19 protein-coding genes are annotated in these 24224 nt (G+C 39.4%); 15 read left to right on the top strand and 4 right to left on the bottom strand.

Annotated elements, in window-relative coordinates; translation table 11 throughout:
- Positions 1-23: 23 nt before the first annotated feature.
- The 4 genes from ACSX1A_RS05210 to ACSX1A_RS05225 all read left to right on the top strand — a co-directional run bounded on the left by ACSX1A_RS05210 (position 24) and on the right by ACSX1A_RS05225 (position 6776).
- Positions 24-1124, top strand: coding sequence for a SusE domain-containing protein (locus tag ACSX1A_RS05210; protein WP_439882562.1), 1101 nt, complete (start codon positions 24-26; stop codon positions 1122-1124).
- 145 nt (positions 1125-1269) lie between these two features.
- A complete protein-coding gene (locus ACSX1A_RS05215) occupies positions 1270-3741 on the top strand; it encodes a glycoside hydrolase family 31 protein (protein ID WP_439882563.1) in 2472 nt (823 codons plus the stop codon).
- Between the two features lie 171 nt (positions 3742-3912).
- On the top strand, positions 3913-5505 hold the full coding sequence (locus tag ACSX1A_RS05220) for an alpha-amylase family glycosyl hydrolase (protein ID WP_439882564.1): 1593 nt from the start codon (positions 3913-3915) through the stop codon (positions 5503-5505).
- 89 nt (positions 5506-5594) lie between these two features.
- Entirely contained in the window at positions 5595-6776 is a 1182-nt protein-coding gene (locus tag ACSX1A_RS05225; protein ID WP_439882565.1) for an aldose epimerase family protein, read from the top strand.
- Positions 6777-6927: 151 nt separating this feature from the next.
- On the opposite strand, the gene ACSX1A_RS05230 is transcribed toward ACSX1A_RS05225, so the two are convergent.
- The 4 genes from ACSX1A_RS05230 to ACSX1A_RS05245 all read right to left on the bottom strand — a co-directional run bounded on the left by ACSX1A_RS05230 (position 6928) and on the right by ACSX1A_RS05245 (position 9917).
- Positions 6928-8319, bottom strand: coding sequence for an undecaprenyl-phosphate glucose phosphotransferase (locus ACSX1A_RS05230; protein WP_439882566.1), 1392 nt, complete (start codon positions 8317-8319; stop codon positions 6928-6930).
- Between the two features lie 335 nt (positions 8320-8654).
- Positions 8655-9095, bottom strand: coding sequence for an XrtX-associated membrane protein (locus ACSX1A_RS05235; protein ID WP_439882567.1), 441 nt, complete (start codon positions 9093-9095; stop codon positions 8655-8657).
- A 7-nt stretch (positions 9096-9102) separates the two neighbouring features.
- Positions 9103-9618, bottom strand: coding sequence for an exosortase X (gene xrtX, locus ACSX1A_RS05240; RefSeq protein WP_439882568.1), 516 nt, complete (start codon positions 9616-9618; stop codon positions 9103-9105).
- Positions 9619-9653: 35 nt separating this feature from the next.
- Positions 9654-9917 (bottom strand): PID-CTERM protein-sorting domain-containing protein, encoded by a 264-nt coding sequence (locus tag ACSX1A_RS05245; RefSeq protein WP_439882569.1) that lies wholly within the window; start codon positions 9915-9917, stop codon positions 9654-9656.
- A 605-nt stretch (positions 9918-10522) separates the two neighbouring features.
- Here ACSX1A_RS05245 and ACSX1A_RS05250 point away from each other — a divergent pair.
- The 11 genes from ACSX1A_RS05250 to ACSX1A_RS05300 all read left to right on the top strand — a co-directional run bounded on the left by ACSX1A_RS05250 (position 10523) and on the right by ACSX1A_RS05300 (position 24105).
- Positions 10523-11575 carry a Gfo/Idh/MocA family protein gene (locus tag ACSX1A_RS05250; RefSeq protein ID WP_439882570.1) on the top strand — a complete coding sequence of 351 codons (1053 nt, stop codon included), beginning with the start codon at positions 10523-10525 and terminating at the stop codon, positions 11573-11575.
- Positions 11576-11578: 3 nt separating this feature from the next.
- The gene (locus ACSX1A_RS05255; RefSeq protein ID WP_439882571.1) at positions 11579-12082 is read left to right on the top strand and encodes an acyltransferase; all 504 of its coding nucleotides are present in this window, start codon (positions 11579-11581) and stop codon (positions 12080-12082) included.
- Position 12083: 1 nt separating this feature from the next.
- The gene (locus ACSX1A_RS05260; RefSeq protein WP_439882572.1) at positions 12084-13208 is read left to right on the top strand and encodes a DegT/DnrJ/EryC1/StrS family aminotransferase; all 1125 of its coding nucleotides are present in this window, start codon (positions 12084-12086) and stop codon (positions 13206-13208) included.
- Positions 13201-13845: an acetyltransferase gene (locus ACSX1A_RS05265; protein WP_439882573.1), complete on the top strand. Its 645-nt coding sequence runs from the start codon at positions 13201-13203 to the stop codon at positions 13843-13845. Before ACSX1A_RS05260 ends, ACSX1A_RS05265 begins: the two co-directional genes overlap by 8 nt.
- 87 nt (positions 13846-13932) lie before the next feature.
- Positions 13933-14916, top strand: a complete 984-nt coding sequence (locus tag ACSX1A_RS05270) for an NAD-dependent epimerase/dehydratase family protein (protein WP_439882574.1) — start codon at positions 13933-13935, stop codon at positions 14914-14916.
- Positions 14913-16061 (top strand): DegT/DnrJ/EryC1/StrS family aminotransferase, encoded by a 1149-nt coding sequence (locus ACSX1A_RS05275; RefSeq protein WP_439882575.1) that lies wholly within the window; start codon positions 14913-14915, stop codon positions 16059-16061. The genes ACSX1A_RS05270 and ACSX1A_RS05275 overlap by 4 nt, the downstream gene beginning before the upstream one ends.
- Positions 16062-16465: 404 nt before the next feature.
- On the top strand, positions 16466-17251 hold the full coding sequence (locus ACSX1A_RS05280) for a polysaccharide biosynthesis/export family protein (protein WP_439882576.1): 786 nt from the start codon (positions 16466-16468) through the stop codon (positions 17249-17251).
- Between the two features lie 9 nt (positions 17252-17260).
- Positions 17261-19609 (top strand): GumC family protein, encoded by a 2349-nt coding sequence (locus ACSX1A_RS05285; protein WP_439882577.1) that lies wholly within the window; start codon positions 17261-17263, stop codon positions 19607-19609.
- 41 nt (positions 19610-19650) lie between these two features.
- Entirely contained in the window at positions 19651-21144 is a 1494-nt protein-coding gene (locus ACSX1A_RS05290) for an O-antigen translocase (protein WP_439882578.1), read from the top strand.
- 70 nt (positions 21145-21214) lie between these two features.
- Positions 21215-23032: a glycosyltransferase gene (locus tag ACSX1A_RS05295; protein WP_439882579.1), complete on the top strand. Its 1818-nt coding sequence runs from the start codon at positions 21215-21217 to the stop codon at positions 23030-23032.
- A 206-nt stretch (positions 23033-23238) separates the two neighbouring features.
- The gene (locus tag ACSX1A_RS05300; RefSeq protein ID WP_439882580.1) at positions 23239-24105 is read left to right on the top strand and encodes a glycosyltransferase family 2 protein; all 867 of its coding nucleotides are present in this window, start codon (positions 23239-23241) and stop codon (positions 24103-24105) included.
- Positions 24106-24224 lie beyond the last annotated feature (119 nt).

The following is a 24224-nucleotide window of genomic DNA, read 5'->3' on the forward strand; positions in this document are numbered from 1 at the left end:
TTATATCTCAAAACAATATGTTTATGAAAAACTGGCTAAATAAATCTTTTATATTCATCGTTGCTTCTCTGGCTCTAATGAGTTGTGAGAAAGACGAGGAAATGGTGTTTGTATCGGATGGTACGGCACCTGCACTCACTGTGTCATCAACTAGTGTTGAGCTAACAGAAGCAAAAGCAGCACAGGAAGCGGTTAAGCTTACGTGGACGCCATCTGATTTTGGATATCAGGCTGCTGTTAACTATCTGTTGGAAGCAGACCTTAAGGGTAATAATTTTGCAACTCCGGTTACAATGGAGCTGGGAAGTGACACAGAAGAAACCTTCACAGTACAGCAGTTGAATACTTTGGTAAACAAGCTTGACATTAGAGCTTTTAATCCGAACGATATTGACATGCGTATCCGTGCATCGGTATCACCTAATATAACACCGGTTTATTCTAATGTTGTTACGATGTCTGTAGTGCCTTATCTTACAGAACCTCCATATGCAACATTATACATGGTTGGTGATGCAACGGACGCAGGCTGGGATAATACCAAAGCTATAGCTATGTTGCGCGATCCTGCTGACCTGTTTAAGTTTACTTATACTGGTAAGTTCAAAGCAGACTATTTTAAGTTTTTGGGTAAGCGTGGAAGTTGGGCTCCTATGTATGGTGCAGGTGCTAATAACACCTTAGTTTTCCGTGAGACAGAAGCTGATACGGATCCAGCCTCGATTCAGATAACTTCCGAAGGATATAAGACTGTAACTGTTGACTTAAGAAGCAACACTTATACTATCTCAGATTACAATGCAAGTGCGAAGCCTACTTATGCCTCAATTGGTATCATCGGTTCTTTCAAGCCTGATGCAACAACAGATGTTTGGAGTAAAATTGTACCGATGAACAAAACCAGCTTCAATCCGCATTACTGGACAATAGAATATACATTTGCGAACGATGTGGAGATGAAGTTCAGAATTGAACCTAATTGGGACTCAAACTGGGGTGCTCCTGCAGGTGAGCAGGAGAAACTGTTCAACAAAGCAGGTGGTGAGAACATTAAATTGTCAGCTGGTACGTACATGATTGTTTTTAATGATCTGACAGGTAATTACTTGTTTATTAAGAAGTAATTTTAGGCTATTACGCTGTAGATGAATGCTTATGAAAGCTTTTAGAATTTACAGTTGGAATTAAAATAATAAAAAAATAACCCGGCGGTGGACTTCTGCCGGGTTATTTTTTTAACGAATTTTTCAAAATAAATAAATGGATATAATGAAGCATCCTTACAAACCCTTAGTGGCGTTGCTTTTGTTATCAGTGTTAAGTTTTCCTTCCTCGGCTCAACAGGCCAACCCTATAAAAAGTGTTGGGAAAGTAAACACTGTAAACATCAGCGGCCAAAAAGTAAACCTCACCACAGATCAAAATGCCTTTATAGAGGTTAGCGTTTACAGCCCTTCGGTGGTGCGTGTGCGCATGGATAAGCAAAAACTGGGAGATGACTTCTCCTATGCGGTGGTGGGTAAACCAAAGCAGACAAAAGCTAACATCACCCAAAACAATAATGAGGTTGTTATCACCACGGACTCCCTTGTTACCCGAATTAACAAGAACCCCTTTGCCGTTGCCTTCCTGACAAAAGACGGAAAAGTGATCAATAAAGATGAGGAAGGTTTAACCACATCCTGGATAGGTGAAGAGGTAACTACCTACAAGCACATGCAGGAGGGAGAGCGCTTTATCGGTTTGGGTGAGAAAACCGGTGGCCTCGATCGCAGAGGTAGCGGTTATACCAACTGGAATACCGATGCTTACGGCTACAGCACAGGCCAAGACCCACTTTACACAACCATTCCATTTTACGTTGGGGTGCACAGCGGTCTGAACTACGGTATCTTCTTCGACAACACCTACCAGAGTGACTTTAATTTTGGTGCCAGCAATAACAGGTTTTCGTCATTTGGAGCACAAGGTGGTGAAATGGATTATTACTTCATTTACCACACCAAGCTTTCAGATATCATCACCTCTTATACAGACATAACGGGCCGTATGGATCTGCCTCCTTTGTGGAGCCTGGGATACCAGCAGAACCGCTACTCTTATTATCCTGAAACAGAAGTATTCCGTATAGCGCAGACCTTGCGTGAAAAGAAAATCCCTGCAGATGGTATTACGCTTGACATTCATTACATGGATGCCTATAAGCTTTTTACCTGGGACAAAACCCGATTCCCGAACCCATTGCAGATGAACAAGAAGCTGGAAGAAATGGGCTTTAAAACTACGGTGATCGTGGATCCGGGGATTAAAGTAGAGCCTGGATATGGTGCTTATGAGCGTGGTAAGAAAGATGATATTTTCTTAAAGTACCCTGATGGTGAATACTACACGGGGCAGGTGTGGCCTGGCTGGACGCATTTTCCTGACTTTACAAGTGATGCAGGCCGTGATTGGTGGAAGAAAGAGATCAAATTCTTCGCTGAAACAGGAGTTGATGGTTTCTGGAACGACATGAACGAGATAGCAACCTGGGGACAGAAAATGCCAAACAACGTGTTGTTTCAATATGATGGTCACCTGACGACGCACAAAGAAGGTCGTAACGTATATGGACTGGAGATGGCGCGAGCCAGCTATGAAGGCTCCCGCGAACACCTGCCAAACCAACGACCATTCCTGTTATCACGGGCTGGTTATTCAGGTTCGCAACGTTATACAGCTATCTGGACAGGAGATAACCGTTCTGAAGACAGCCACATGTTGCTGGGCATCCGCTTATTGAACAGTATGGGCGTTAGTGGTATTGCCTTCACAGGTATGGATATTGGTGGTTTTACGGGTAATCCGTCTATCGGATTATATGCCCGCTGGATTCAGCTTGGGGCATTTACACCGTATTTCCGAAACCACACTGGTGTAAATTCTAAATCTTCTGAGCCTTGGGCATATGGAGAAGAAGTAACAGAGATAGCACGTAATTTCATTAGCTTACGCTATAAGTTGCTGCCTTATATTTACTCTAACTTCTACGAGGCAGCACAAACAGGGCACCCATTAATGCGTACGCTAGCCATTGATTACACCCATGATCCTAAAATCTACAGTGGTGAGTTTGATACAGAATACCAGTTTGGTGAAGCATTCCTGATCATGCCTTTCGAAAGCGGAAAGAATTATGGTAAGGTATACTTTCCGAAGGGCAAGTGGTATAACTTTTATACCGGAGAGGTGAAGCAGGGTAACCAGGAGGAGATCATCGGTATTCAGTATAATAAGCTGCCAGTTTATGTAAAAGAAAGCAGTATCATACCAATGCAGTCACTTATACAAAGTACATCAGAAAAACCAACCGATACCCTGACGGTACATGTGTACAATGGTGACGTTGCTAATTCGTTTGTGTATTATGAAGACGATGGTAAATCCTACGACTACAAGAAAGGAGAGTATTTTAAGCGTACCATCAATTTCGATCCGCGTAAAAAGACCATCACCTTTGATAAAGTAGAGGGTAATTATAACTCTAACTTCAAAAACATTAAGGTGATGCTGCACGGCTTTGAAGGTACAACTAAAGTAAAAGTGAACAACAAGAGCCAGAACCTGACCAAAGATTTTGCTTCATTCCTGGATCCGATTTCACGTTTCGATCCACAGGGTTCTGCTAACCCGAAAGAGGGATATGAAGTACAGCGTATTGTCTTGAAAAACGATAAAGACAAGTTTACCATTAGCTATTAAATAAAGAAAAGCATCCATAGAACCAGATTTTATGGGTGCTTTTTTTATACTTTACAGTTCATTCAATAGAGTATTATTCCTTTTATTATAAGCGCATGCAGCAGTTAAATTGAAATGTAGCGCAAGTAAAAGCATACAGAATACCAAAACGAACTCCATTATCCTAAACATATGAAAAAGCTGAAACTTCCGCACCTGCTGGTCTTGTCTGCCTTACTAATGACGGCGGCCTGTACTTCCCCCGCTAAAATTCAGAGCGACTCTGGAACCCAGGCCTTACAAGAAGCCAAGGTAAGCGAGTGGCCAAGAGGGGTATCTTATGAAATATTTGTGCAGTCTTTTTGTGATTCTGATAACAACGGCATCGGAGACATAAAAGGGATGACCTCCAAGTTAGATTACCTGAATGAGCTTGGCGTTGAAGCTGTCTGGCTAATGCCGATGAGCCCTTCCCCTTCCTATCATAAGTATGATGTGACGGACTATTATGGCGTGCACCCGGATTACGGGACTATGGAAGATTTTAAGGAGTTTGTGAAAGAGGCCCATAAACGCGGTATCAATGTGGTGATAGACCTGGTGCTGAACCACTCAGGTGTTGATCATCCGTGGTTTAAGGATGCTGCGAAAAACCCGAACAGCCCTTACCGGGATTACTATGTTTGGGCTCATAAAGATGATCCAATAACAAAAGGAGAAGGTAAATTTACGGGTGATGACTCGCATAATACCAAGCATTGGCATTCTGTGGAAGGCAGCGATTATAAATACTATGGTTACTTCTGGGGAGGCATGCCTGACCTTAATTACGATAATCCGAAGATGCGCCAGGAAGCAGTTAATATTGGCAAATTCTGGTTAGAGGAAGTTGGGGTAGATGGATTTAGGTTAGATGCAGCCCGCCATATTTTTACTGACGACAGGCAGGAAGATAATCATAAGTTCTGGGAAGAATTTAGAAGTGAAATGCAGAAGGTAAAGCCAGATGTGTACCTGGTTGGTGAAGTATGGGCTGATGCAAAAACAGTCGCACCTTATACCAAAGGCCTTCCTGCGTTGTTTAACTTTGAAATGAGCTGGGCAATTTTGAAAGCTTTAAAAGAAGGAGAGGGCGACTCTCTGGCTATCAAGCATGACAAGATCATTGATTTTTATTCTGATGTTAATCCTGACTTTGTAGATGCCACCATTCTGAGCAACCATGACCAGAACAGGATCATGAGCGAAGTGAACGGAGACATGAACAAAGCGAAAATGGCTGCTGCGCTGCTACTTACATTACCAGGTTCGCCCTATATTTATTATGGCGAGGAGATTGGCATGCAGGGTAAGAAACCGGATGAACTTATTAGAGAACCGTTTATCTGGGATGTGAAAAGTAAAGATGATTGCCGCACTACCTGGGTGAAACCAGAGTATAGTACGGAGCAAACTGTTGCTCCAGTAGCTGTTCAGGAGGAGAACAAAAATTCCCTTTTAAACCATTACAAAACATTAATTAATTTAAGAAATCACAGCAAAGCCCTTACCTACGGAGATCTGGAGCCTGTTAATGCTGCCAACAAAGCTGTTAGTGCATTTGTACGTTCAAAGGATGGAGAATCACTCTTCGTGCTTCATAACGTTTCCGGTATGCCGGCAAGTGTAAAAGTGCCCCGTAATTTAGAAGGTTATAAGGGTGTGGTATTTCAGACAAATGGTGCCGAACTTAAAAAAGGGCAGGTGATGCTACCAGCTTATAGTACTTTGATTTTAAAAAAATAAAAACACTATAATTCTTTGGTCAGGTAACAACATGTATCTGCCACTTAACCGAGTTATAAACGATAAATTTATCTGTTGAATTAGATTATATGAAAAAACGGAATATAAAAAGCAGTGTCATGATGCTGGCACTTTTTGGTAGTTTAAGCGCTGCCGGCTTGGTAAGCTGTGCCAGCCAGGACACTACCGCTGAACAGACTACAACTGTTACATCTGAACAAGCTGATATGAAGATCACAAAAGAGCCCTTCGGCAAAGCTCCTAACGGGGAAGAAGTAAGCCTTTATACTTTAACCAATAAGAATGGGGTAGAGGTGAAGATCACCAACTATGGCGCAATAGTTACCTCTATCGTTACCCCTGACAAGAATGGCAAAATGGGTGATATTACGCTTGGCTTTGATAAAGTTGATGGCTACATACCCAATGATCCGCACTTCGGTGGGATTGTGGGCCGATATGCCAACCGCATTGCTAAAGGAAAATTTAGTGTTGATGGCCAGGAGTACACTTTGGCAACTAACAATGCACCCAATCACCTGCACGGCGGTATAACAGGTTTTGATAGAGTTGTGTGGCAGGCAGAGGAATTACCAGAGCAGAACGCTATTCAGCTTACTTACCTCAGCAAGGATATGGAAGAAGGTTATCCCGGCAATTTAAAAGCGGTAGTGACCTACACGTTAACAGATGATAATGGTCTTAAAATAGATTACGAAGCCACTACAGACAAGGCAACTCCGGTAAATTTGACTAATCATAGTTATTTCAACTTAAGTGCAGGTCAGGATAAGGATATTCTGAATGACGTAGTGCAGATTAATGCAGATAAGTTTACCGTAACAGACGAGACACTGATCCCGACAGGTGAATTGAAATCTGTAAAAGGAACCCCCTATGACTTTACTACGCCACAACCAGTAGGCCCGAGGGTAAACACCTTGCCTGGAGGATATGGTTACGACCTGAATTATGTGATCGATAAAGGTGGAGATGACCTGACAAAAGCTGCTACTGTTTATGATCCTACATCTGGGCGTATGATGGAAGTATTCACGACACAGCCCGGCATACAGTTTTACACAGCATACCACCTGGACGGCAGCCTGACGGGCAAAAACAATACAGTTTATGCCAGGTATGCAGGGCTTTGCCTGGAGGCACAACACTACCCGGATTCTCCGAACCAACCAAGCTTTCCAAGTACAATCTTAAAGCCAGGAGAGAAGTATAAAGAGACAACGATTTATAAATTTGGAGTAAAGGAATAACTGGTTTGTTATTCAGATATCCTTCTGGTTGAGCTATGCAGCGATAGTTAGCTCTAGAAATTACCTAATATCTAGCCAAACCCCTCCAGGGAGGGGTTTGGCTTTTATCAGCAAGAAAAGGTAGTGCGTTGATATTAATTAAAGCAATATTTTAGTAAGCGTTCTCTTTGTTTGCGACCAAAACCAAAACCGTCTGGCAAACAATTTTGAGATCAAGCAAAATAGACCAGTTCTCAAGGTACCAGAGATCGGCTTTAACCCTGTTCAGCATAGCGATTGTTTCCCTGGTTTCGCCTCTGAATCCGTTTACTTGCGCCCAACCGGTTATACCTGGCGTAAGAAAGTGACGAACCATGTAATTGTCAATTAGCTGTGAGTAGTCATTGGTATGTTTCAGCATATGAGGTCGAGGACCAACTACTGACATATCTCCCATTAAGACGTTGATGAACTGAGGTAACTCGTCTATACTGGTCTTCCTGATGAATCTTCCAATCCTTGTCACACGACAATCGTCTTTACTAGCCTGTTTAGTGTCTGAATCAGTATTAACTGTCATACTTCTGAACTTAAGGCAGTAAAAGGATTTATTGTTTTTGCCTGAACGCAGTTGTTTAAAAAAAACAGGACCATTTGAGTCTACCTTAATGAGTACTGCTAATATCGGAATCAACCAGCTTAAAATAAAGACGAGTACAAGACTAGAAAACACAACATCAAATGCTCTCTTAGTAACCTCATTCGCTTTGTTTTCTAGTGGTTCTTGTCGGGTTTTGAGAACTGGTACAGATCCAAAAAGCTCTACCAAAAAGTTGTGATGCATTGCTCCTTTAATATCAGGTACCAGCCTGAAACGGACCATGTATTTATCGGCTTCATGCATCAGCCACTCAATTCTATCATATTCATGGTGCTTTAGAGCGCAATAAATCTCACAGACACCATTTACACACGCATAAGTTATACACTCTGTAACCTTACCAAGGTAATTTATGTGCGGTGGTACATTTAAGCGATTATCATCGAATACTCCCAATACATTATAATCTAACTGTGGGTTAGCCACCATGTAATTGTATAAATCAATTCCTGCTGGCCCTGCGCCTACGATAACAATATTGTTAAATCCTGGCCAGTACTTTCTTATCTGTTTCCTTAATAGTAAAAAGGTAAACCTCCAGATAAGTATCAAAGCAGGAAAAAGAGAAAAATAGTAAATAAAAGGTGTAGGAGGGATGTATAGATCTGGAACCACTAGCTTGATGATAGCAGCCATAAGTATAAAAAGGCACAAGGATGCGATGTTCGCACTCATCAATGGTCCGGCACCACGTTTTAGGATCTGTTTGTAAACGTTAAGGACACTTGAACTATAGAACCAGCAGAAGTTTAAAAGAATAATTGTTAATCTATAATCGTAAACTTCCCTCCACATCAAATTTCGATCCGCTAAGGCAAAACAGGCATAAAGAGCCAGGTTCAAAATAGCATAGTCAATAATGACGTTTATCCACTTAAATAAGGTAGAGTACTTGTGTGCCATAGTTCTATTTGGCTAACTTCATCAACATTTAATGATACTTGATTTTTTAGGGTGAGCTATAATATTCTGATTTTCAGCTATAAAAAACTTCCGTTTAGTTGCTTAATGTTCAATATTATCTTTTGTAGTTTATACTCTTTAGAAATGTTTGCGATTACATTCTATAATTTTTTTTAGCCAATGGTTGTAAGTAGGGGGTAGATGCTTGTTTTAGATAAATTAATGATTTAATTGTTATTAATTTATAGTTTGAGTGGCAAGTTGAATCGGAATTTGTGATAAAGTGGAGAATTTTTTTTCCGTAAGCATTATATGTTTTAGGGCAACTTTGAATCTTATTTTTGTGTCCTAGTCGATAAGGTTAAGGCAGGAATGAAAATGATAATGGCCATCGGAGAAATAAGTAAGGTATCAATTCTGAAAGCTATGGTGTGCAGCGGTTGTATATTCATACTTACTGAAATACCATATAAAAGGAAAACTAGTACTAGAACTGCTAAATAAAACCCTATAGCTAATTTCGTGATTTTATAATTATAAAAAAGCGAGTGAACAGTAAATACGCAAAGGCAACAGTAAAGTACCCGGAATACCAAATTTGTTATTCTACCACTGTTGTTGAATAGACTAAGTGATAGCTCATGGCTAATTACTGGTAAACTAAAAGGAGAAGTTATAAGAGTAAGTATCTCTGTCTTAAGCAAATCTTCAAACTGACCCACCATAACTACTAATATAACAAGCGTACCAGTTAAAACCCACTTAAGTTTTTGCATATCCAGTCTAATTATTTATCTTTTTAAGAGGAGCTTTTACGCCTGAATACTTCCTGATCCACAGCATCCATAGATAGAAGATCGCTGCATAAACGACTAATGTAAAAGTATATTTATGATTAAATTCTAAAGTCTGATGGAAATAATGAGCATTTAGAGCAAGAGTTGCAACACGTAAGATATTAAGCAAGTCAATTATTAAAATTCCAATAGGAATAAAAATAAGCTTTAATAGAAGCGGACCTGGAAAAGCTATGATAAAACCTGCAAAAAGGGCCATTAATATCATGCCGTTACAGGCATGATATACAAATACCACATCTTCTCCATTAATTCGTATCATTATGTCTTTAGCCTCTGCATTATAGCCAATCAGGTTTAGAAAGATTACAGTAGCATTAACTACATGTATGGTTATACTTCTATCAAAGCTACTCAGCCAAAAATCATATATAAAAAACCATGCAATGCACAGACACATAGCGTAAAGGATGAACCTTATCGTTTTTCTATTCTCGCTCACTGAAGTATATTACTATACAGCTTAATTAGATTTTGTTAAACTTCATTACTTTTTGTCCCTTTTCTATAATCTCGAAGCTTCTTGAGTCCATAAGCTGCTCCTGCGGCAAGTAGTAGTCCAGTGCCTCCGTCTATTGGTACACCTGTGGGATTGTTAGGGTTTTTGGGATTAGACATACCAGGAGCGGCAGAGTTTTTGACTTTCTTTGTTTCACTTCTTCCTTGACCAAACAAAGGGTTTGAGCTGATCATAACAACAAGTATTAATATTACAAATGTCTCTTTTATTATTGATACCATAATCATTTTAGTTTACATTATTAACACTACTCTATTTAAACGAAGAAACTATTCTAATTTATTATATAAAATTAAGCATAGAAGATTAACCTAAGTATACGATCTATTTCCCATTTGATACTGATATTCAATCATTTTGTAATGGAACTATATTAGTATAATTAGAGACGATCAAGATAAAGTTCAAAGGATTTAATTAAAAACAATTTACTATTTGTTAATAAACATTAGAAACTCTTCAATGACAAGCCTATCAAATAACACACATACTAATAAATTGTATAGCACTTACTAATAAACAATCTACAAGTAGGGGCTTAATAATTAGATAGTAAAAATTGGTAGTATACTAATTTAAAATTGTCATTTGCCATTTATGCGTTACCTGTATAAAACCTTATTAAGTAATTATTGTATTTTAATGCAATCTTAATCTTGCAATATTTTAATACATAATGGTTAAGCATATTATAGGTCTCAATAGCAGAAAATATCTTTTGGCATAGTTAAAGAATTAAACATTCTCTCCATTTTATTAACTGATGGCTTAAAGGTTTCCTGTAAAAAAGACAAAATAACATATTAGTATCCTTTTTTTGAAAGCTATGATCAATATAGGAATAATCGGATATGGGTACTGGGGGCCGAATCTTGTTAGGAATTTTTTTGCTGCAAAAGATTGCTGTGTGAAATTGGTAGCAGATGCAAGAACTGAGAGGCTACAGCAACTGGGAATAGCATTCCCATGTATTTCCGGTGTCAGGGATGCAGATAACATAATTTATAACTCTGACATTGATGCAGTAGTCATTGCCACTCCTGTTTCAACTCATTTTGCCCTAGCTAGAAAAGCAATTGCAGAGGGGAAGCATGTCCTACTGGAAAAGCCTATGGCTTCTTCAGTAGAAGAAGCGGAGATGCTGATAAATCTTGCAGAACAAAAGGGTGTCTTGCTCATGGTGGACCATACCTTCCTCTACACCGGTGCAGTGCAGAAAATGAAGCAGCTGGTTGAGGAACATGAGTTAGGCAACATCAAGTACTTAGACTCAACCCGTATCAATTTGGGCTTATTTCAGTCAGATATTAATGTGCTTTGGGATTTAGCGCCTCACGACATTTCTATATTAAATTATATTGTAGACGAGAGACCATATAGTGTGAATGCAACCGGTATTACACATACAAACAACAGTATAGAGAATATTGCATACCTGACTATTAATTACCCATCTGGCTTTATAGCCCACTTCAACTGCTCCTGGACGAGCCCAGTGAAAGTGAGGATGATGCTGATTGGAGGGGACCAGAAAATGATCCTTTACAACGATCTGGAGCCGACGGAGAAGGTAAAGGTGTATGATACAGGTTACAGTTACTCCAACGATGAAGAGAAAAAGCAAGTGTTGGTCGACTACAGGACAGGAGATATTCATGTTCCCAAACTTACCACAACCGAAGCTCTTCTAGGTATGGCAAACGATTTCATAGCCTGTGTCCAGAAGAAGAAACAACCTGTGTCATCTTGCCAGTTGGGCTTGGATGTTGTCAGGATATTAGAAGCCTCAAGCAAGTCTATTAAGCATAACGGGCGTGAAGTCATTTTAGAGGCAACTACAGTACCAGCTAATCATAATGGCCACGAAGTTTTAATCTAGAGTATGGAAACAACTACAATCGAAAACGATAAACAAAGCCTGCACAATGTAAAGCTGGGTAAGGATGTGAAGATCTACAACTTCGTAAATGCCTATGGGTGTAGTATAGGGGACGGTTCCAAAGTGGGCACTTTTGTAGAAATACAGAAAGGGGTTTCTATTGGCAAGAACTGTAAGATATCCAGCCATACTTTTATTTGCGAAGGAGTTCATATTGCCGACAACGTGTTTGTGGGCCACAACGTCACCTTCATCAACGATAAGTTTCCCCGTGCCACGAACAAGGACGGATCTTTGCAGACAGAGGCCGACTGGAGCTGTGTAGAAACCTACGTGGAGGAAGGTGCCTCCATCGGCTCCAGCGCCACCATACTTTGTGGTGTTCGCATCGGGAAAAAGGCAATAATCGGAGCTGGTTCTGTTGTTACCAAAGATGTGTCTGAGCATACCGTAGTGGCAGGTAATCCTGCCAAGATAATTAAATCAGCCGACAAAATACTTGTTTAATATGGAGTCGACAGCTATCCAGGAGAAAATCCCATGCCTTGACCTTAGAGTGCAGCATCAGAAGATAAAACAGGAGGTGTTTGAAGCTTTTGAAAGAGTGTATGAAAGTACTGCTTTTTCGGGAGGGCTGTTTGTAGAGGATTTTGAAAAAGACTTCTCTGCGTTCTGTCAGACACAGTATGCAGTTGGCGTAAATAATGGTACCTCTGCTTTGCACTTAGCTATGCTTGCCTTAGGAATCGGAGTAGGGGATGAAGTGATTGTGCCTGCTAACACATTTATAGCTACTGCCTGGGGAGTAACTTACACTGGAGCCACTCCGGTTTTCGTAGACTGCACCTCAGACACTTGGCAAATAGATGCCTCTAAAATTGAGCAGATGATTACTCCTCGGACGAAAGCCATTATAGGAGTGCATTTGTATGGGCAGCCTTTTAATGTGGAGGCATTACTCACGATCTGCCAGAAGTATAGTCTCTTCTTATTGGAGGACGCTGCACAAGCGCAGGGAGCAAAATATAAAGGCACGCTGGCAGGAGGCTTTGGTGAAATGGCATGCTTTAGCTTTTATCCCGGTAAAAATCTTGGTGCCTGTGGAGAGGCCGGTGGTATCACAACGAACAATGAAGCCTATTACAAGCACCTATTAAGCCTCAGAAATCATGGCTCTACAGTAAGGTACTATCACGATGAAGTTGGGTTCAACATGCGGATGGGAGGGCTTGAGGGTGCTTCACTAAAAGTTAAACTTAAGTATTTGCCTGACTGGAACAGCCGCAGGAGAGAAATAGCGAAACGATACCAAGAAGAACTATCAAACCCACACTTACAGTTACAAACTCAGCCAGCATGGGCAGAGTCCGTTTATCACTTGTTTGTGATTACAACAAAGGACAGAGATGGGCTGATGAAGTATCTGAACGAGAATAATATATATCCAGGTCTGCACTATCCAGTGCCTTGTCACCTTCAAAAGGCCTATGAGCACTTAGACTACAAAGTAGGGGATTGTCCTAACGCAGAGTACCTGGCGAGTCATTGTCTTTCTTTGCCTATGTATGCTGAACTGACAGATGATAAAGTAAGCTATGTGATAGATGTGCTAAACGGTTACAATAATGCTTAGAAAGAAACTGGTTATATTCCCTTTCAATGGTAATGGAATCGAGGCGCTGGACTGCATCAGTTTTGCAGAGTATGAGTTTGTAGGTTTTGTGGATGACGATTCGTCCAAGAAATCGGATATGTATGACCTATATACCCGTAGTTTTCTAAAGAGATATCATGACTTATATGTATTGGCTGTGCCCGGCAGCTCTACTTCCTTCCGGCAAAGGAAAGATATCATCAGTTCTTTAGGAATAGAAAAGAACAGATTTGTTACAGCAGTACATCCTAAAGCCTTCATCGGCAGGAACGTAAAAGTTGGTGTGAACAGCCTGATTATGGCTGGGGTAGTGCTTACCAGTAATGCCTGTATCAACGACCATGTAGTTGTTTTGCCAAACACGGTTATACATCACGATTCTATGGTGGGCGAATACACACTAATAGGTAGTAACGTGGTAGTGGCAGGAGGAACAACGATAGGAAAATGCTGCTATATAGGAAGTGGCACCAACATCATAAATGGTATAAGCATAGGTGATGCTTCACTTATAGGCTTAGGTAGTAACATTGTTAGAAGCGTTCCGAAGAACGCCAAAATGGTGGGCAATCCTGCACGCAACCTGAACGCCTATGTGGGACAAGAGGTAGTTTAACCTTTTATCATCAGCAACAAAGAGACTAGAATTAAGCATAGCATTACCATAGAGGCTCCTTTTAAGCACATAGTACAAAGAAAGAACATGCATAAGAAGATACATAACAGCAGCATATTAGTAACCGGGGGTGCCGGTTTCATAGGATCTTACGTGGTGGAGGAGTTGCTTAAGAGTAACCCAGCCAAGGTTATTGTTCTAGATAACCTTATTCGTGGCAGCTACGAAAACATGAAATCCTTTATAGGTAACCCTGTCGTGCATTTTGTTGAAGGAGACATTAGAGATACATCTTTACTTGAAGAATGCGTGGCAGGCGCAGATTATGTTTTTCATATGGCTGCCTTACGCATCAACGCCTGTGCTGCAAACCCAAAAGAAGGCTTTGAGGTGATGCTGAAATCTACATTTGATTTGACGGAGTTATGCGTGAAGCATAAAGTGAGAAAAGTAATCTACAGCTCCAGCGCTTCAGTATATGGTTTGGCGCAGCATTTCCCTACTCCCGAAACAGATAACCCTTATAACAACCAGACATTTTATGGCGGAGCAAAGCTCTGGGGAGAGCAGCTGTTCAGAAGCTTTAAATTTATGTATGATTTGGACTATGTTGCGCTACGCTATTTCAATGTGTATGGTCCCCGTATGGATACTGACGGAAAATATACTGAGGTGATGATCCGGTGGCTGGACTGTATACGTGACGGCAAGGCACCATTGATTTACGGTGACGGCAGCTCCTCCATGGACTTTGTGTATGTGCGGGATGTGGCAAAGGCTAATGTAGCAGCTTTAGTATCAGATGTTACTGACGAGGCATTTAACGTGGGTAATTGTGAAGAAACTAGCCTGAAGCAGTTGTTAGAGGCTTTGTTAAGAGTTAATGATTCAAAGCTTATTCCTGAGTTTAAAGAAGAAAATACTGTAAATCCGGTAAGCAGACGCCTGGCAGATAATAGCAAAGCAAAAAAGCTACTTGGTTTTGAGCCTACAGTTACTTTGGAGAAAGGCTTACAGGAACTTAGCCAATGGTATTTTGAAAAGAAAAAAGCTTCAGCACTAAGCATATGATACCAATCGCGAAACCATACTTAACAGAAGAAGAGGCACAGGCAGCTTATGACACCATCTTAACCGGTTGGATAACACAAGGCCCCAAAGTGCAGGAGTTTGAGGAGAAATTTGCCGCGTATACCGGGGCAAAGTATGCCGTGGCTGTTTCAAACTGTACGACAGCGCTGCATCTGGCTATGATTGTAACCGGTGTGGGGCCGGGTGATGAGGTGATCTGCCCCTCAATGAGTTATATCGCAACGGCAAACGCTATAAAGTATGTCGGAGCAACTCCTATTTTTGCAGAGGTACAGCCTGAGACGTATAACATAGATCCCCTTGATGTAGAGAAGAGAATAACGGATAAAACCAAGGCTATACTGATTGTGCATCAGGTCGGCATGCCGGCTGATATCGATGTTTTTCAGGAGTTGTGTGACAAGTATGGCTTAAAGTTAATTGAAGACGCAGCCTGTGCAGCCGGTTCCGCTTATAAGGGAAAAAAGATAGGGTCTCATTCAGAGTTGGTATGTTTTTCTTTTCACCCGAGAAAAGTAATCTCTACAGGTGATGGTGGTATGATTACCACTAACAGGGAAGATTATTACAACAGGCTAAAGTTGTTACGCCAGCATGGCATGTCTGTAAACGATCGGGTGCGGCACGAGGCAAACAAGGTGATTTTCGAGGACCATGTAGAAGTTGGCTACAACTACCGAATGACAGATATCCAGGCAGCTGTCGGAATCAAGCAACTAGAGAAGCTTGACTGGATTGTTATAGAGCGTAGAAAAATTGCTGCTGCTTACCAAGAGGCTTTCAAAAGCTTGGATTTTGTTCGGCTACCTCTTGAAAAGGAAGGCTACTATAGTAACTATCAGTCCTACAGTATTTACCTTAAAAGGTCTTGCCAGGTAGGAAGAAATGAGCTGATGCAAGAACTGTTGGACAAAGGTATAGCCAGCAGGAGGGGAATTATGACAGCACATCGGGAAACAGCATACAAAGATAAATGTGGAGTTTTAAGTTTACCTGTTTCTGAAGACTTGCAAGATAAGTCTGTTATAATTCCATTATATGTGCCAATGGATGAGGAGAAGATAAAGTATGTGATTGAATCTTTTAGATCCATAGTTACGCCAGAGACTATTACTGCTCATTAAATTGTTGTCTTTAAAATATTAAATTATAAATGATGTTATTTATAATGTTGAGACATTAAAATGTGTTTCGTAACACAAGGCGTACCAGAGAGGCTAAAGTCCGACTCTTGGTGGCTCATAACCTATTCTTTACAACTTTTATTTTCCCACAGGATTTATTAGATGATGCTTCTATAGGTGTAGTATTGATAATAAAAGATGTACTCATTGGTTAATGGTTTATTTTAGCTGTTAAAGCTATTTTTATGCCCTTCACTCAAAATATCAGTGTGTTTAAAAAGTTATAATAATTATATTAAAAATTATTTGCACCTATACTTATTACTGTCGTATAGGACTATAGTATTATGTTTTTTGATTCTATTTATCTGTTCCAAGTGTGATTGGGAACAACAATTTAATATATGATATTAAAATACTACTATATATTTTTCTTGCTACTATGGGTATTGGGTTCCTGTTCACCAAGAAACCTTACATACTTAAGTAATTTGGAGGAGGATGGGGCAACATCTGAGACCATAACGAATGATGTTGATCCAAAAATACAGCCTAACGACCTTCTCAATATAACAATCACTAGCTTAAGTGCTGAGTCAAATGTTTTATTTAATAAAGGAGTGATTCAAACAAGCAGTAGCAGTGGGGGGGCAGAGGCATCTTTAAAATCTACAGGTTACTTAGTTGATAAAAATGGGGATATTGTTTTGCCTGTGCTTGGTAAAGTAAATTTAGCAGGTCTGACAAAAGAACAAGCAGCTAATAAGTTGACATTGGAGCTTGGAAGATATGCCCGAGACCCAATCATCAATATCAGTTATCTTAATTTTAAAGTAACAGTAATTGGGGAGGTAAACAACCCCTCAACTTTTACTGTACCTAGTGAGAGAATTAACGTCTTTGAGGCTTTAGGACTTGCTGGTGATATGACGCCTTATGGAAAAAGGGATAATGTACTGCTTATAAGGGAGCAGGGTGGAGAGCGTATGACAATGCGCATTAACCTGAACGATAAAAACGTACTGCATTCTCCATACTTCTACTTACAGCAGAACGACATTGTTTATGTGGAGCCTGATAAGGTGAAGGCTGTGCAGGTGAGTCCTGGCCGAAGTAATGTGCAGTATGGCCTTTCAATAGGACTTGCACTTTTATCTGTGGTGACATTACTAATAACTCAGGTTTTTTAAGGTATGCCTATGGAGAATAGAGAGTTATTTCCACTGAAGTCGGAGCAACCTGAGCCCAAGGATATCAAAGAGATACTCAGCAGGTACCTTAAATACTGGTATTTGTTTTTAATAGGGGGAGCTGTGGGGTTGGCTGCGGCTTACTGTTACTGCTTGTTTTACACCGTTCCGCAATATAGTATCAGTAGTACTATGCTTCTTAAAGATGGAGAAAGTGACACTGAGGCAGGTGGATTGGGTGAGTTAGGTATGTTAAAATCCTCAAAAAACATTAACAATGAAATAGAGGTGCTTACCTCTGCAACTTTAATGCAGCGAGTAGTAAGTGAGTTGGGTCTGTCTATAAGCTACTTTGTTGAGGGCCCTGTAAAGGACGTTGAAATATATGGGAAAGATGTTCCTATAAAGGTTATAGTCAGTAGCTTTGATACTGCTGCCTATGGGAAAGTAATTGCCGTTTATTTGAAAACTGCTAATGTTTATGAAATTGAAGAGGAAGCCGGCAGACGAATGATTTACAGATTTGGACAACAGGTTACCAGACCTTATGGAAGATTTACAGTAGTAACAGCCCCTGGAACCTCTTCTGCTGAAATGCCTGCTACGCATAAAATTAAGGTTGTTTTTCATGACATAAGAAATATAGCCAAGCACTACAATTATGGACTTATGGTATATCCAAAGAGAGAGGAGGCCAGTGTGCTGCAAATAAGTCTGGTTGATCCAATTCCAGAAAAGGGAAGGAATATTATAAACAAGTTGGTAGAAGTTTACAGTAGAGAAGCAATAGAGGATAAGAACTTAAAGGCAGCCAGCACTATTGAGTTTTTGGATGAGCGGATAAAGTATCTGACAAATGAATTGACAGACGTGGAAAAGGACGTGGAGCAATACAAACGGAACAATGAGCTTACAGATGTAGGAACGCAGGCTTCTCAATATCTTGAACAGGCAAGTGAGTACAACAGCAGATTATCAGAATGGTCTATTCAAATTAGCATATTGGAGTCTATAGAAGAATACATGCGGAGCAGTAGTAACCAATACAAGATGGTGCCGAGTACACTATCAATTCAAGACCCAACTTTGACTGGTTTGATTGGGAAATTCAATGAATTGCAATTAGAACGCGAGCGGCTTCTTCGTAATGCTTTTCCAGACAATCCCCTGGTAAAGAATATTGATGAACAATTAAAGGATCTCCGGGGAAACATAATTGAGAACCTACGTAACATTAAAAAAGGCTTGATAATTACTAGCAACAACTTAAGAGCAAATTCAGGCCAATATCAAACGAAGATTAGCAAAGTTCCTTCGATGGAGCGGGAGTTGCTGGAAATCAATCGCCAGCAGGCCATAAAACAGAACCTGTATCAATATCTTCTGCAAAAGCGTGAAGAGGCGGCTTTGTCTTTAGCCGCGAATATATCTAACTCCAGAATCATTGACCCTGCCATAGCAACAGACTATCCCATAAGCCCTAACAAACAAACTATCTATTTGATGTCCGTTCTGCTCGGGCTATCTGTTCCATTTGCTGGAATATTTCTGAAAGATATTTTGAATGATAAAGTTCAAACTCAACGGGATGTAGAACAACTCACAGACACTCCCATTCTTGGGGATATCACGCACAATGATTTTGAAACACTCGTGGTAACAGCAGGTAAACGTACGCCTATTGTTGAGATGTTTCGTCTCATCCGAGCCAAACTTCAGTTTGCAGCGGTTGACAGAGAAAATAAAACGATGCTGGTCACATCCAGTATGAGTGGAGAGGGTAAAACTTTCTTCAGCATCAATCTCGCCGCTACATTGGCACTAACAGGAAAGAAGGTTGTAGTGCTGGAACTAGATCTCCGCAATCCTAATGTATCAAAAGAGCTAGGACTCACTAAAGGTCCTGGAATTTCTGATTACCTGATTTCTAATGAACTTTCTATAGCTGATATAATTAAGCCTTTGGAAGAACCTGCAGGTATGTTTGTAGTGAGCTCAGGCCCTATTCCACCTGATCCAGCTGAATTGATGATGTCTCAAAAACTGGCTGACTTTATAAGAGAATTGAAGCATAGTTTTGATCACATAGTCATTGATACCGCGCCAGTAGGGCAGGTGGCAGATGCTTTTAGTCTTAGTTCAATTGTGGATTCAACAATCTATGTCGTGAGGTATAACTATACGAGTAAGAAGCAGCTAAAAATAGTGGATGACATTAATAAAAACAGAGAGTTGAAGCATCTCATGATTGTAATGAATGATGCAAAAATGATGAATGGTAGCTACTACGGATATGGGTACGGCTATGAAAAAAAGCGCGATATGAACAAGTTTTCTTGGACGACAAAAAGTATGTAAAGTAAAAATTTCGTCAACCAAGTTGTTTAAACTATAGAAAAATGACAGTTAAACAAGCATCCTACAGACAAATAATGAAGGCTACTTCCATATTTGGTGGAGTGCAGGTATTTAACATAATTATTTCAATTGTAAGAACTAAGTTTGTTGCCATTCTTCTTGGGCCAGCTGGTATGGGGATAGCCGGCTTGTTAGTTTCAACAACTGCATTAATAGGAAGCTTTACAAATTTTGGTTTAGCAACTAGTGCTGTGAGAAATATTTCCGCCGCTGCCGGTAATGAAGAAAAAGTTGGCTTATCAGTCTCTGTCCTGCGACGTTTAGTCTGGATAACCGGGGCATTAGGTACATTGGTTACTTTTACTCTGTCTCCTTTTTTAAGTGAATTGACCTTTGGTAACAGAGATTATACTTTAGCCTTTATGATGATATCTGTTACACTACTTCTGTCTCAGTTAGCAGCGGGACAACATGTAGTGTTACAAGGTTTACGCAAAATAAAATATTTAGCAAAGGCAGATATAGCTGGTATGCTCGTAGGTCTTTGTGTTTCAGTGCCAATTTATTATTTGTACAGAGAACAAGGAATTGTTCCTGCAATATTAATTAGTTCTGTCACATCGCTTTGCTTCTCATGGTTTTTCGCATCTAAAGTTCGAATCCCTGAAATTAAACCACATATCTCTGTTTTTAAGTCAGAGGGGAGGGGGATGTTAAAGATGGGGTTTATGTTAACCTTGAGTGGCCTAATACCAGTAATTACATCTTATTTCTTAAGGATTTATATAAGTCGAACAGGCGGTGTTGAGCAAGTGGGACTATATAATGCGGGATTTGCAATAATAAATACCTATGTAGGAATGATTTTCACAGCAATGACGACAGATTATTATCCTCGTCTTGCCGAAGTATCCGTGGATAATCTGGCTACTAGAAATACCATTAATGAGCAGGCAGAAATCGCCATACTTATTATCGCTCCAATTCTAGTCGGATTTATAGCTTTCATAGATTGGGCAGTCGTTCTTCTTTATTCAGAAGATTTTCTAAAGATAAATGGGATGTTGCACTGGGCCGCTTTGGGGATGTTCTTCAAAACAGCCAGCTGGGCGATTGGATTTATATTCTTAGCCAAAGGAGCTACTGGTATTTTCTTTTGGAGTGAATTGGCTGCAAATATATATATAGTCCTACTGAATGTTTTAGGATATGAGCTATTTGGTCTAGATGGACTTGGAATGGCATTCCTGCTTGGATACTTTGTATTATTGCTGCAAAACTTTATGGTGGCAAGAGCAAATTATTTATTTGCTTTTAGTAGAGACTTCTACATAATTTTTACTATTCAAATTATACTAGGTGTACTGTGCTTCAGTATAGTAAGATGGATTTCTTCTCCATATTTCTATTATTTGGGTTCTTTTTTGATTGTGTTGTCATTAGGATATTCATTTTTAGAGTTGAATAAGAGGCTGGATCTAAATCAAATATTAGATGAGAGAATAAGTCAGATCAAAGCCAGAATCAACAAATAAAAGAGCCTTCAAGACACCAGTAATATAAAGTGTGGTACGAACCGTTTGTGTGGTGTTCACTATTAAAGCTATGGAAAAAAATTATACAAAGCCGAGACTTGTATTTTTTCAGTGGGATCATAAAGCAGCACCCCTCTTCATACAGTTGCATATGCAACTTCAAGCTAAATGTCTTGCAGAGTCTTTTGATTTAGTTATAATCAATAAAGACTGCGATTACCAGCAGGTTTGTGACACTTACCAGCCAGACTTAACACTATTCGAAAGTGGATATAGAACTTCTGTCTCTATAAAACCAGTTATAAAAAATACTTCTACATTTCCTGAAATCCCAAAGATTGGATTCCATAATGGAGACCCATGGTGTGATTGCCGCCCAAGCTTTATATCTGATATGGAGCATTGGGGTATAGGAACTTTCTTTTCTATAAGTACTACTATGGCTGAACATACCCCTGAAATCGCAGAAAATTTATTTATATGGCCCAATTTTATAGATGATAATATTTATCGAGACTATGGACAACTTAAGCTTGTACCAATACTTTTCAACGGAAGTAGGAGCTCTTTATATCCTTGGCGTCAGAAAATTTATAATAAAGTTTCAAATTTTTATCCGTCACTCATCTTCCCTCACTTAGGATATGAAAACAATTCACCCACTATGATTTATGGGGAGCAATATGCTCGTACTATCAATGCGTCTTGGTTTGTGCCGGCTTGTGGTACCGTTGGAAAAGAGGTAGTTCGCAAACATTTTGAGGTTCCTGGTTCTAAGGCTTGCCTGATATCAGAAAAATCCCCCTCCCTTGAAGCCGCCGGCTTTGCAGATATGCAAAATTGTGTTTTTGCTGATGATAAAGATATATTGGATAAGTTGGATTATCTTTTCGAAAATAGGTGTGAACTTGGAAAGATTATCAATGCCGGGCACAAACTTGTGCACTCTCGGCATACTCTAAAACAGAGAGGGCAAATTTTTCAATGGTTCAGTCTCCAAAAGAGTATCAAGTCTAACGAGAGAATTATTCAATTAAATCCTTTTGAACCTTTAAAAGTTGTAAAAAAGGAATCCGGTTTCAAAACTACTCCGATAATTTGTGAGGGATTACATTTGGAGCTTTTGCGAAAAGGAGATGAAAAATTGTGGGCGGGTAAATATGAAGAAGCCGAAGTGTTATTTCTCAAATGTCAGAACATTATATCTTACATGCATGAACCCAAACTGAAATTAACGATTTGTAACTTGTATAAAGGTAACGCAAAGGAAGCTTTTCATTGGATAACGGAAGTTAATACTAGTAATTTTATTAATAAAGCAAGAGATTCTGATCCGGTAGAGTGGGCTTACTTGATTATCACTCTCCTTTGTCAAGGAAAACTTAATGAGGCCCTAATTCGTGCACATCAATTTCCTTATCTTAATCATATTATATTATTCCGTATTCGCTGGGCTGTTGAGTGTTTAAATAATGATGGTGAAGTTGATTTGGTATTAGATGATGCTTTATGCGATTCCCGTTACAGTATTCATAAAATTCCTCCAAGCTCATTTGTTGAATGGATAAGTAACCTTTGTACTATGTTAAGAGCCTGTAAACAGTTTAGTTATGCCGAGACTCTGATTGATCGAATCAAATTAAAAGAGGTACTTATAAAAGCACAGAGTAGAAATATAAGAGTATTGATGGTATGTAGGAGAAATTCACTTGCAATCCGTATTAATTGCATTGAAAAGCTAAATCAAATTTTTGGGGCGTTAAATGTACCAGCTGGAAAAAGAGGCTTACCCTCTATTTATATCTACGACTTCATTTACCGAATCTTGAAATTGTTTAAGATGTCAGTTAAGAAGGTTATAGTAAAGTTCTTGCTAAATATATTATAATTACTCATATGAGCCTCAATATCGAGAGGATATAAAAGTAAGAAGAAACATTTGATATATAGTAAAATGTAAGTGTGTGGCTATGGAGTAATGCTAATTATTTAAATTAGAATTAATACTGAAATTGGATGGTTATTCAAGGTGTTTATTAACAATACTACAATTTAGTTGCTTAGAGTTAATAAACCAAAATTTGAAAAGTAATAATGAGAGTTATGATTTCTTATTTGAAAAATAATGTTAAACTTTCTGTGGCCTTAGTTACGAGAAATAGGGCCAATAGCCTAGCGAGAACATTAGAAAGTTTATGCCAGCAGAATTTGAAGCCTTATGAAGTAATACTTTCAGACGACTCTGATGTTCCTGCTATAATTGAGTTAAACAAGAAATTGGCTAAGAAGTATGCATGTAAGTATGTAGAAGGCCCAGGTAGAGGGTTGTACGCAAACAGGAATTTTGCAGCCAAACAATGTAGCGGTACCCATATTAGAACAATGGATGATGACCATGAATTTCCAGAAAATCATATTATGGAATGTTTAAAAGCAATTGAGAAGGAACCAAATACTATCTGGACCATTGGGGAATACTATCCTACTGATAAGAATAGGTCTTTACCTGCACCAATTGTTGGTCAACTTCATCCAAGAGGATTTTCTTATCCTCCAAGTAACATTGAAAACTACTATGGCATTTCCTGTGGCGCATCCATCTATCCAAGATATGTTGTTGACAGAAACATTTTAAATCTGGAATGTTATAAGTTTGGTATACTCTATCTTGAATATGGAGCTCGGTTGTATAAAGGAGGCTTTAAAATAAAACCACTTAGAACCACATATATCATTCACTATTATGATGAAAATAATCGCTCAATAAGCTCAAGAGAGATCAATCAAAGTGCAGAGGTATTTTCTATGTTGATGTTTTCGTTTAAACACATGAAGACAATAAAAAATCGTGCTTTAACAATCGCTGAAATATTGAAAAGAATCGCATTACGAAAATATTCGCTTAAGTTAGTGAGGAATGCGTTTGTAATGTTTAGAGAAGAGTCAAAAAAGCTTCATTAAATATTACAATTCTCAAGGTCTATAGTGCTGAAATCAATCTACTTAAAAGATAAAATAGAATAAGGAATATTATATATTTGTGCTATTATGTATAAGTATTGGTTTGAAATTCTCCCATT

Source organism: Pontibacter sp. MBLB2868 (assembly GCF_051904785.1).
Lineage (GTDB): Bacteria > Bacteroidota > Bacteroidia > Cytophagales > Hymenobacteraceae > Pontibacter.

What these genes read in the sequence shown, in the direction of transcription:
- ACSX1A_RS05275 (WP_439882575.1), top strand. Translation starts at nt 14,913, where the DNA reads ATGATACCAATCGCGAAACCATACTTAACAGAAGAAGAGGCACAGGCA.
- ACSX1A_RS05225 (WP_439882565.1), top strand. Translation starts at nt 5,595, where the DNA reads ATGAAAAAACGGAATATAAAAAGCAGTGTCATGATGCTGGCACTTTTT.
- ACSX1A_RS05210 (WP_439882562.1), top strand. Translation starts at nt 24, where the DNA reads ATGAAAAACTGGCTAAATAAATCTTTTATATTCATCGTTGCTTCTCTG.
- ACSX1A_RS05215 (WP_439882563.1), top strand. Translation starts at nt 1,270, where the DNA reads ATGAAGCATCCTTACAAACCCTTAGTGGCGTTGCTTTTGTTATCAGTG.
- ACSX1A_RS05260 (WP_439882572.1), top strand. Translation starts at nt 12,084, where the DNA reads ATGGAGTCGACAGCTATCCAGGAGAAAATCCCATGCCTTGACCTTAGA.
- ACSX1A_RS05300 (WP_439882580.1), top strand. Translation starts at nt 23,239, where the DNA reads ATGAGAGTTATGATTTCTTATTTGAAAAATAATGTTAAACTTTCTGTG.
- ACSX1A_RS05255 (WP_439882571.1), top strand. Translation starts at nt 11,579, where the DNA reads ATGGAAACAACTACAATCGAAAACGATAAACAAAGCCTGCACAATGTA.
- ACSX1A_RS05270 (WP_439882574.1), top strand. Translation starts at nt 13,933, where the DNA reads ATGCATAAGAAGATACATAACAGCAGCATATTAGTAACCGGGGGTGCC.
- ACSX1A_RS05230 (WP_439882566.1), bottom strand. Translation starts at nt 8,319, where the DNA reads ATGGCACACAAGTACTCTACCTTATTTAAGTGGATAAACGTCATTATT.
- ACSX1A_RS05245 (WP_439882569.1), bottom strand. Translation starts at nt 9,917, where the DNA reads ATGGTATCAATAATAAAAGAGACATTTGTAATATTAATACTTGTTGTT.
- ACSX1A_RS05235 (WP_439882567.1), bottom strand. Translation starts at nt 9,095, where the DNA reads ATGCAAAAACTTAAGTGGGTTTTAACTGGTACGCTTGTTATATTAGTA.
- ACSX1A_RS05280 (WP_439882576.1), top strand. Translation starts at nt 16,466, where the DNA reads ATGATATTAAAATACTACTATATATTTTTCTTGCTACTATGGGTATTG.
- ACSX1A_RS05220 (WP_439882564.1), top strand. Translation starts at nt 3,913, where the DNA reads ATGAAAAAGCTGAAACTTCCGCACCTGCTGGTCTTGTCTGCCTTACTA.
- ACSX1A_RS05250 (WP_439882570.1), top strand. Translation starts at nt 10,523, where the DNA reads ATGATCAATATAGGAATAATCGGATATGGGTACTGGGGGCCGAATCTT.
- ACSX1A_RS05265 (WP_439882573.1), top strand. Translation starts at nt 13,201, where the DNA reads ATGCTTAGAAAGAAACTGGTTATATTCCCTTTCAATGGTAATGGAATC.
- ACSX1A_RS05285 (WP_439882577.1), top strand. Translation starts at nt 17,261, where the DNA reads ATGGAGAATAGAGAGTTATTTCCACTGAAGTCGGAGCAACCTGAGCCC.
- ACSX1A_RS05295 (WP_439882579.1), top strand. Translation starts at nt 21,215, where the DNA reads ATGGAAAAAAATTATACAAAGCCGAGACTTGTATTTTTTCAGTGGGAT.
- ACSX1A_RS05290 (WP_439882578.1), top strand. Translation starts at nt 19,651, where the DNA reads ATGACAGTTAAACAAGCATCCTACAGACAAATAATGAAGGCTACTTCC.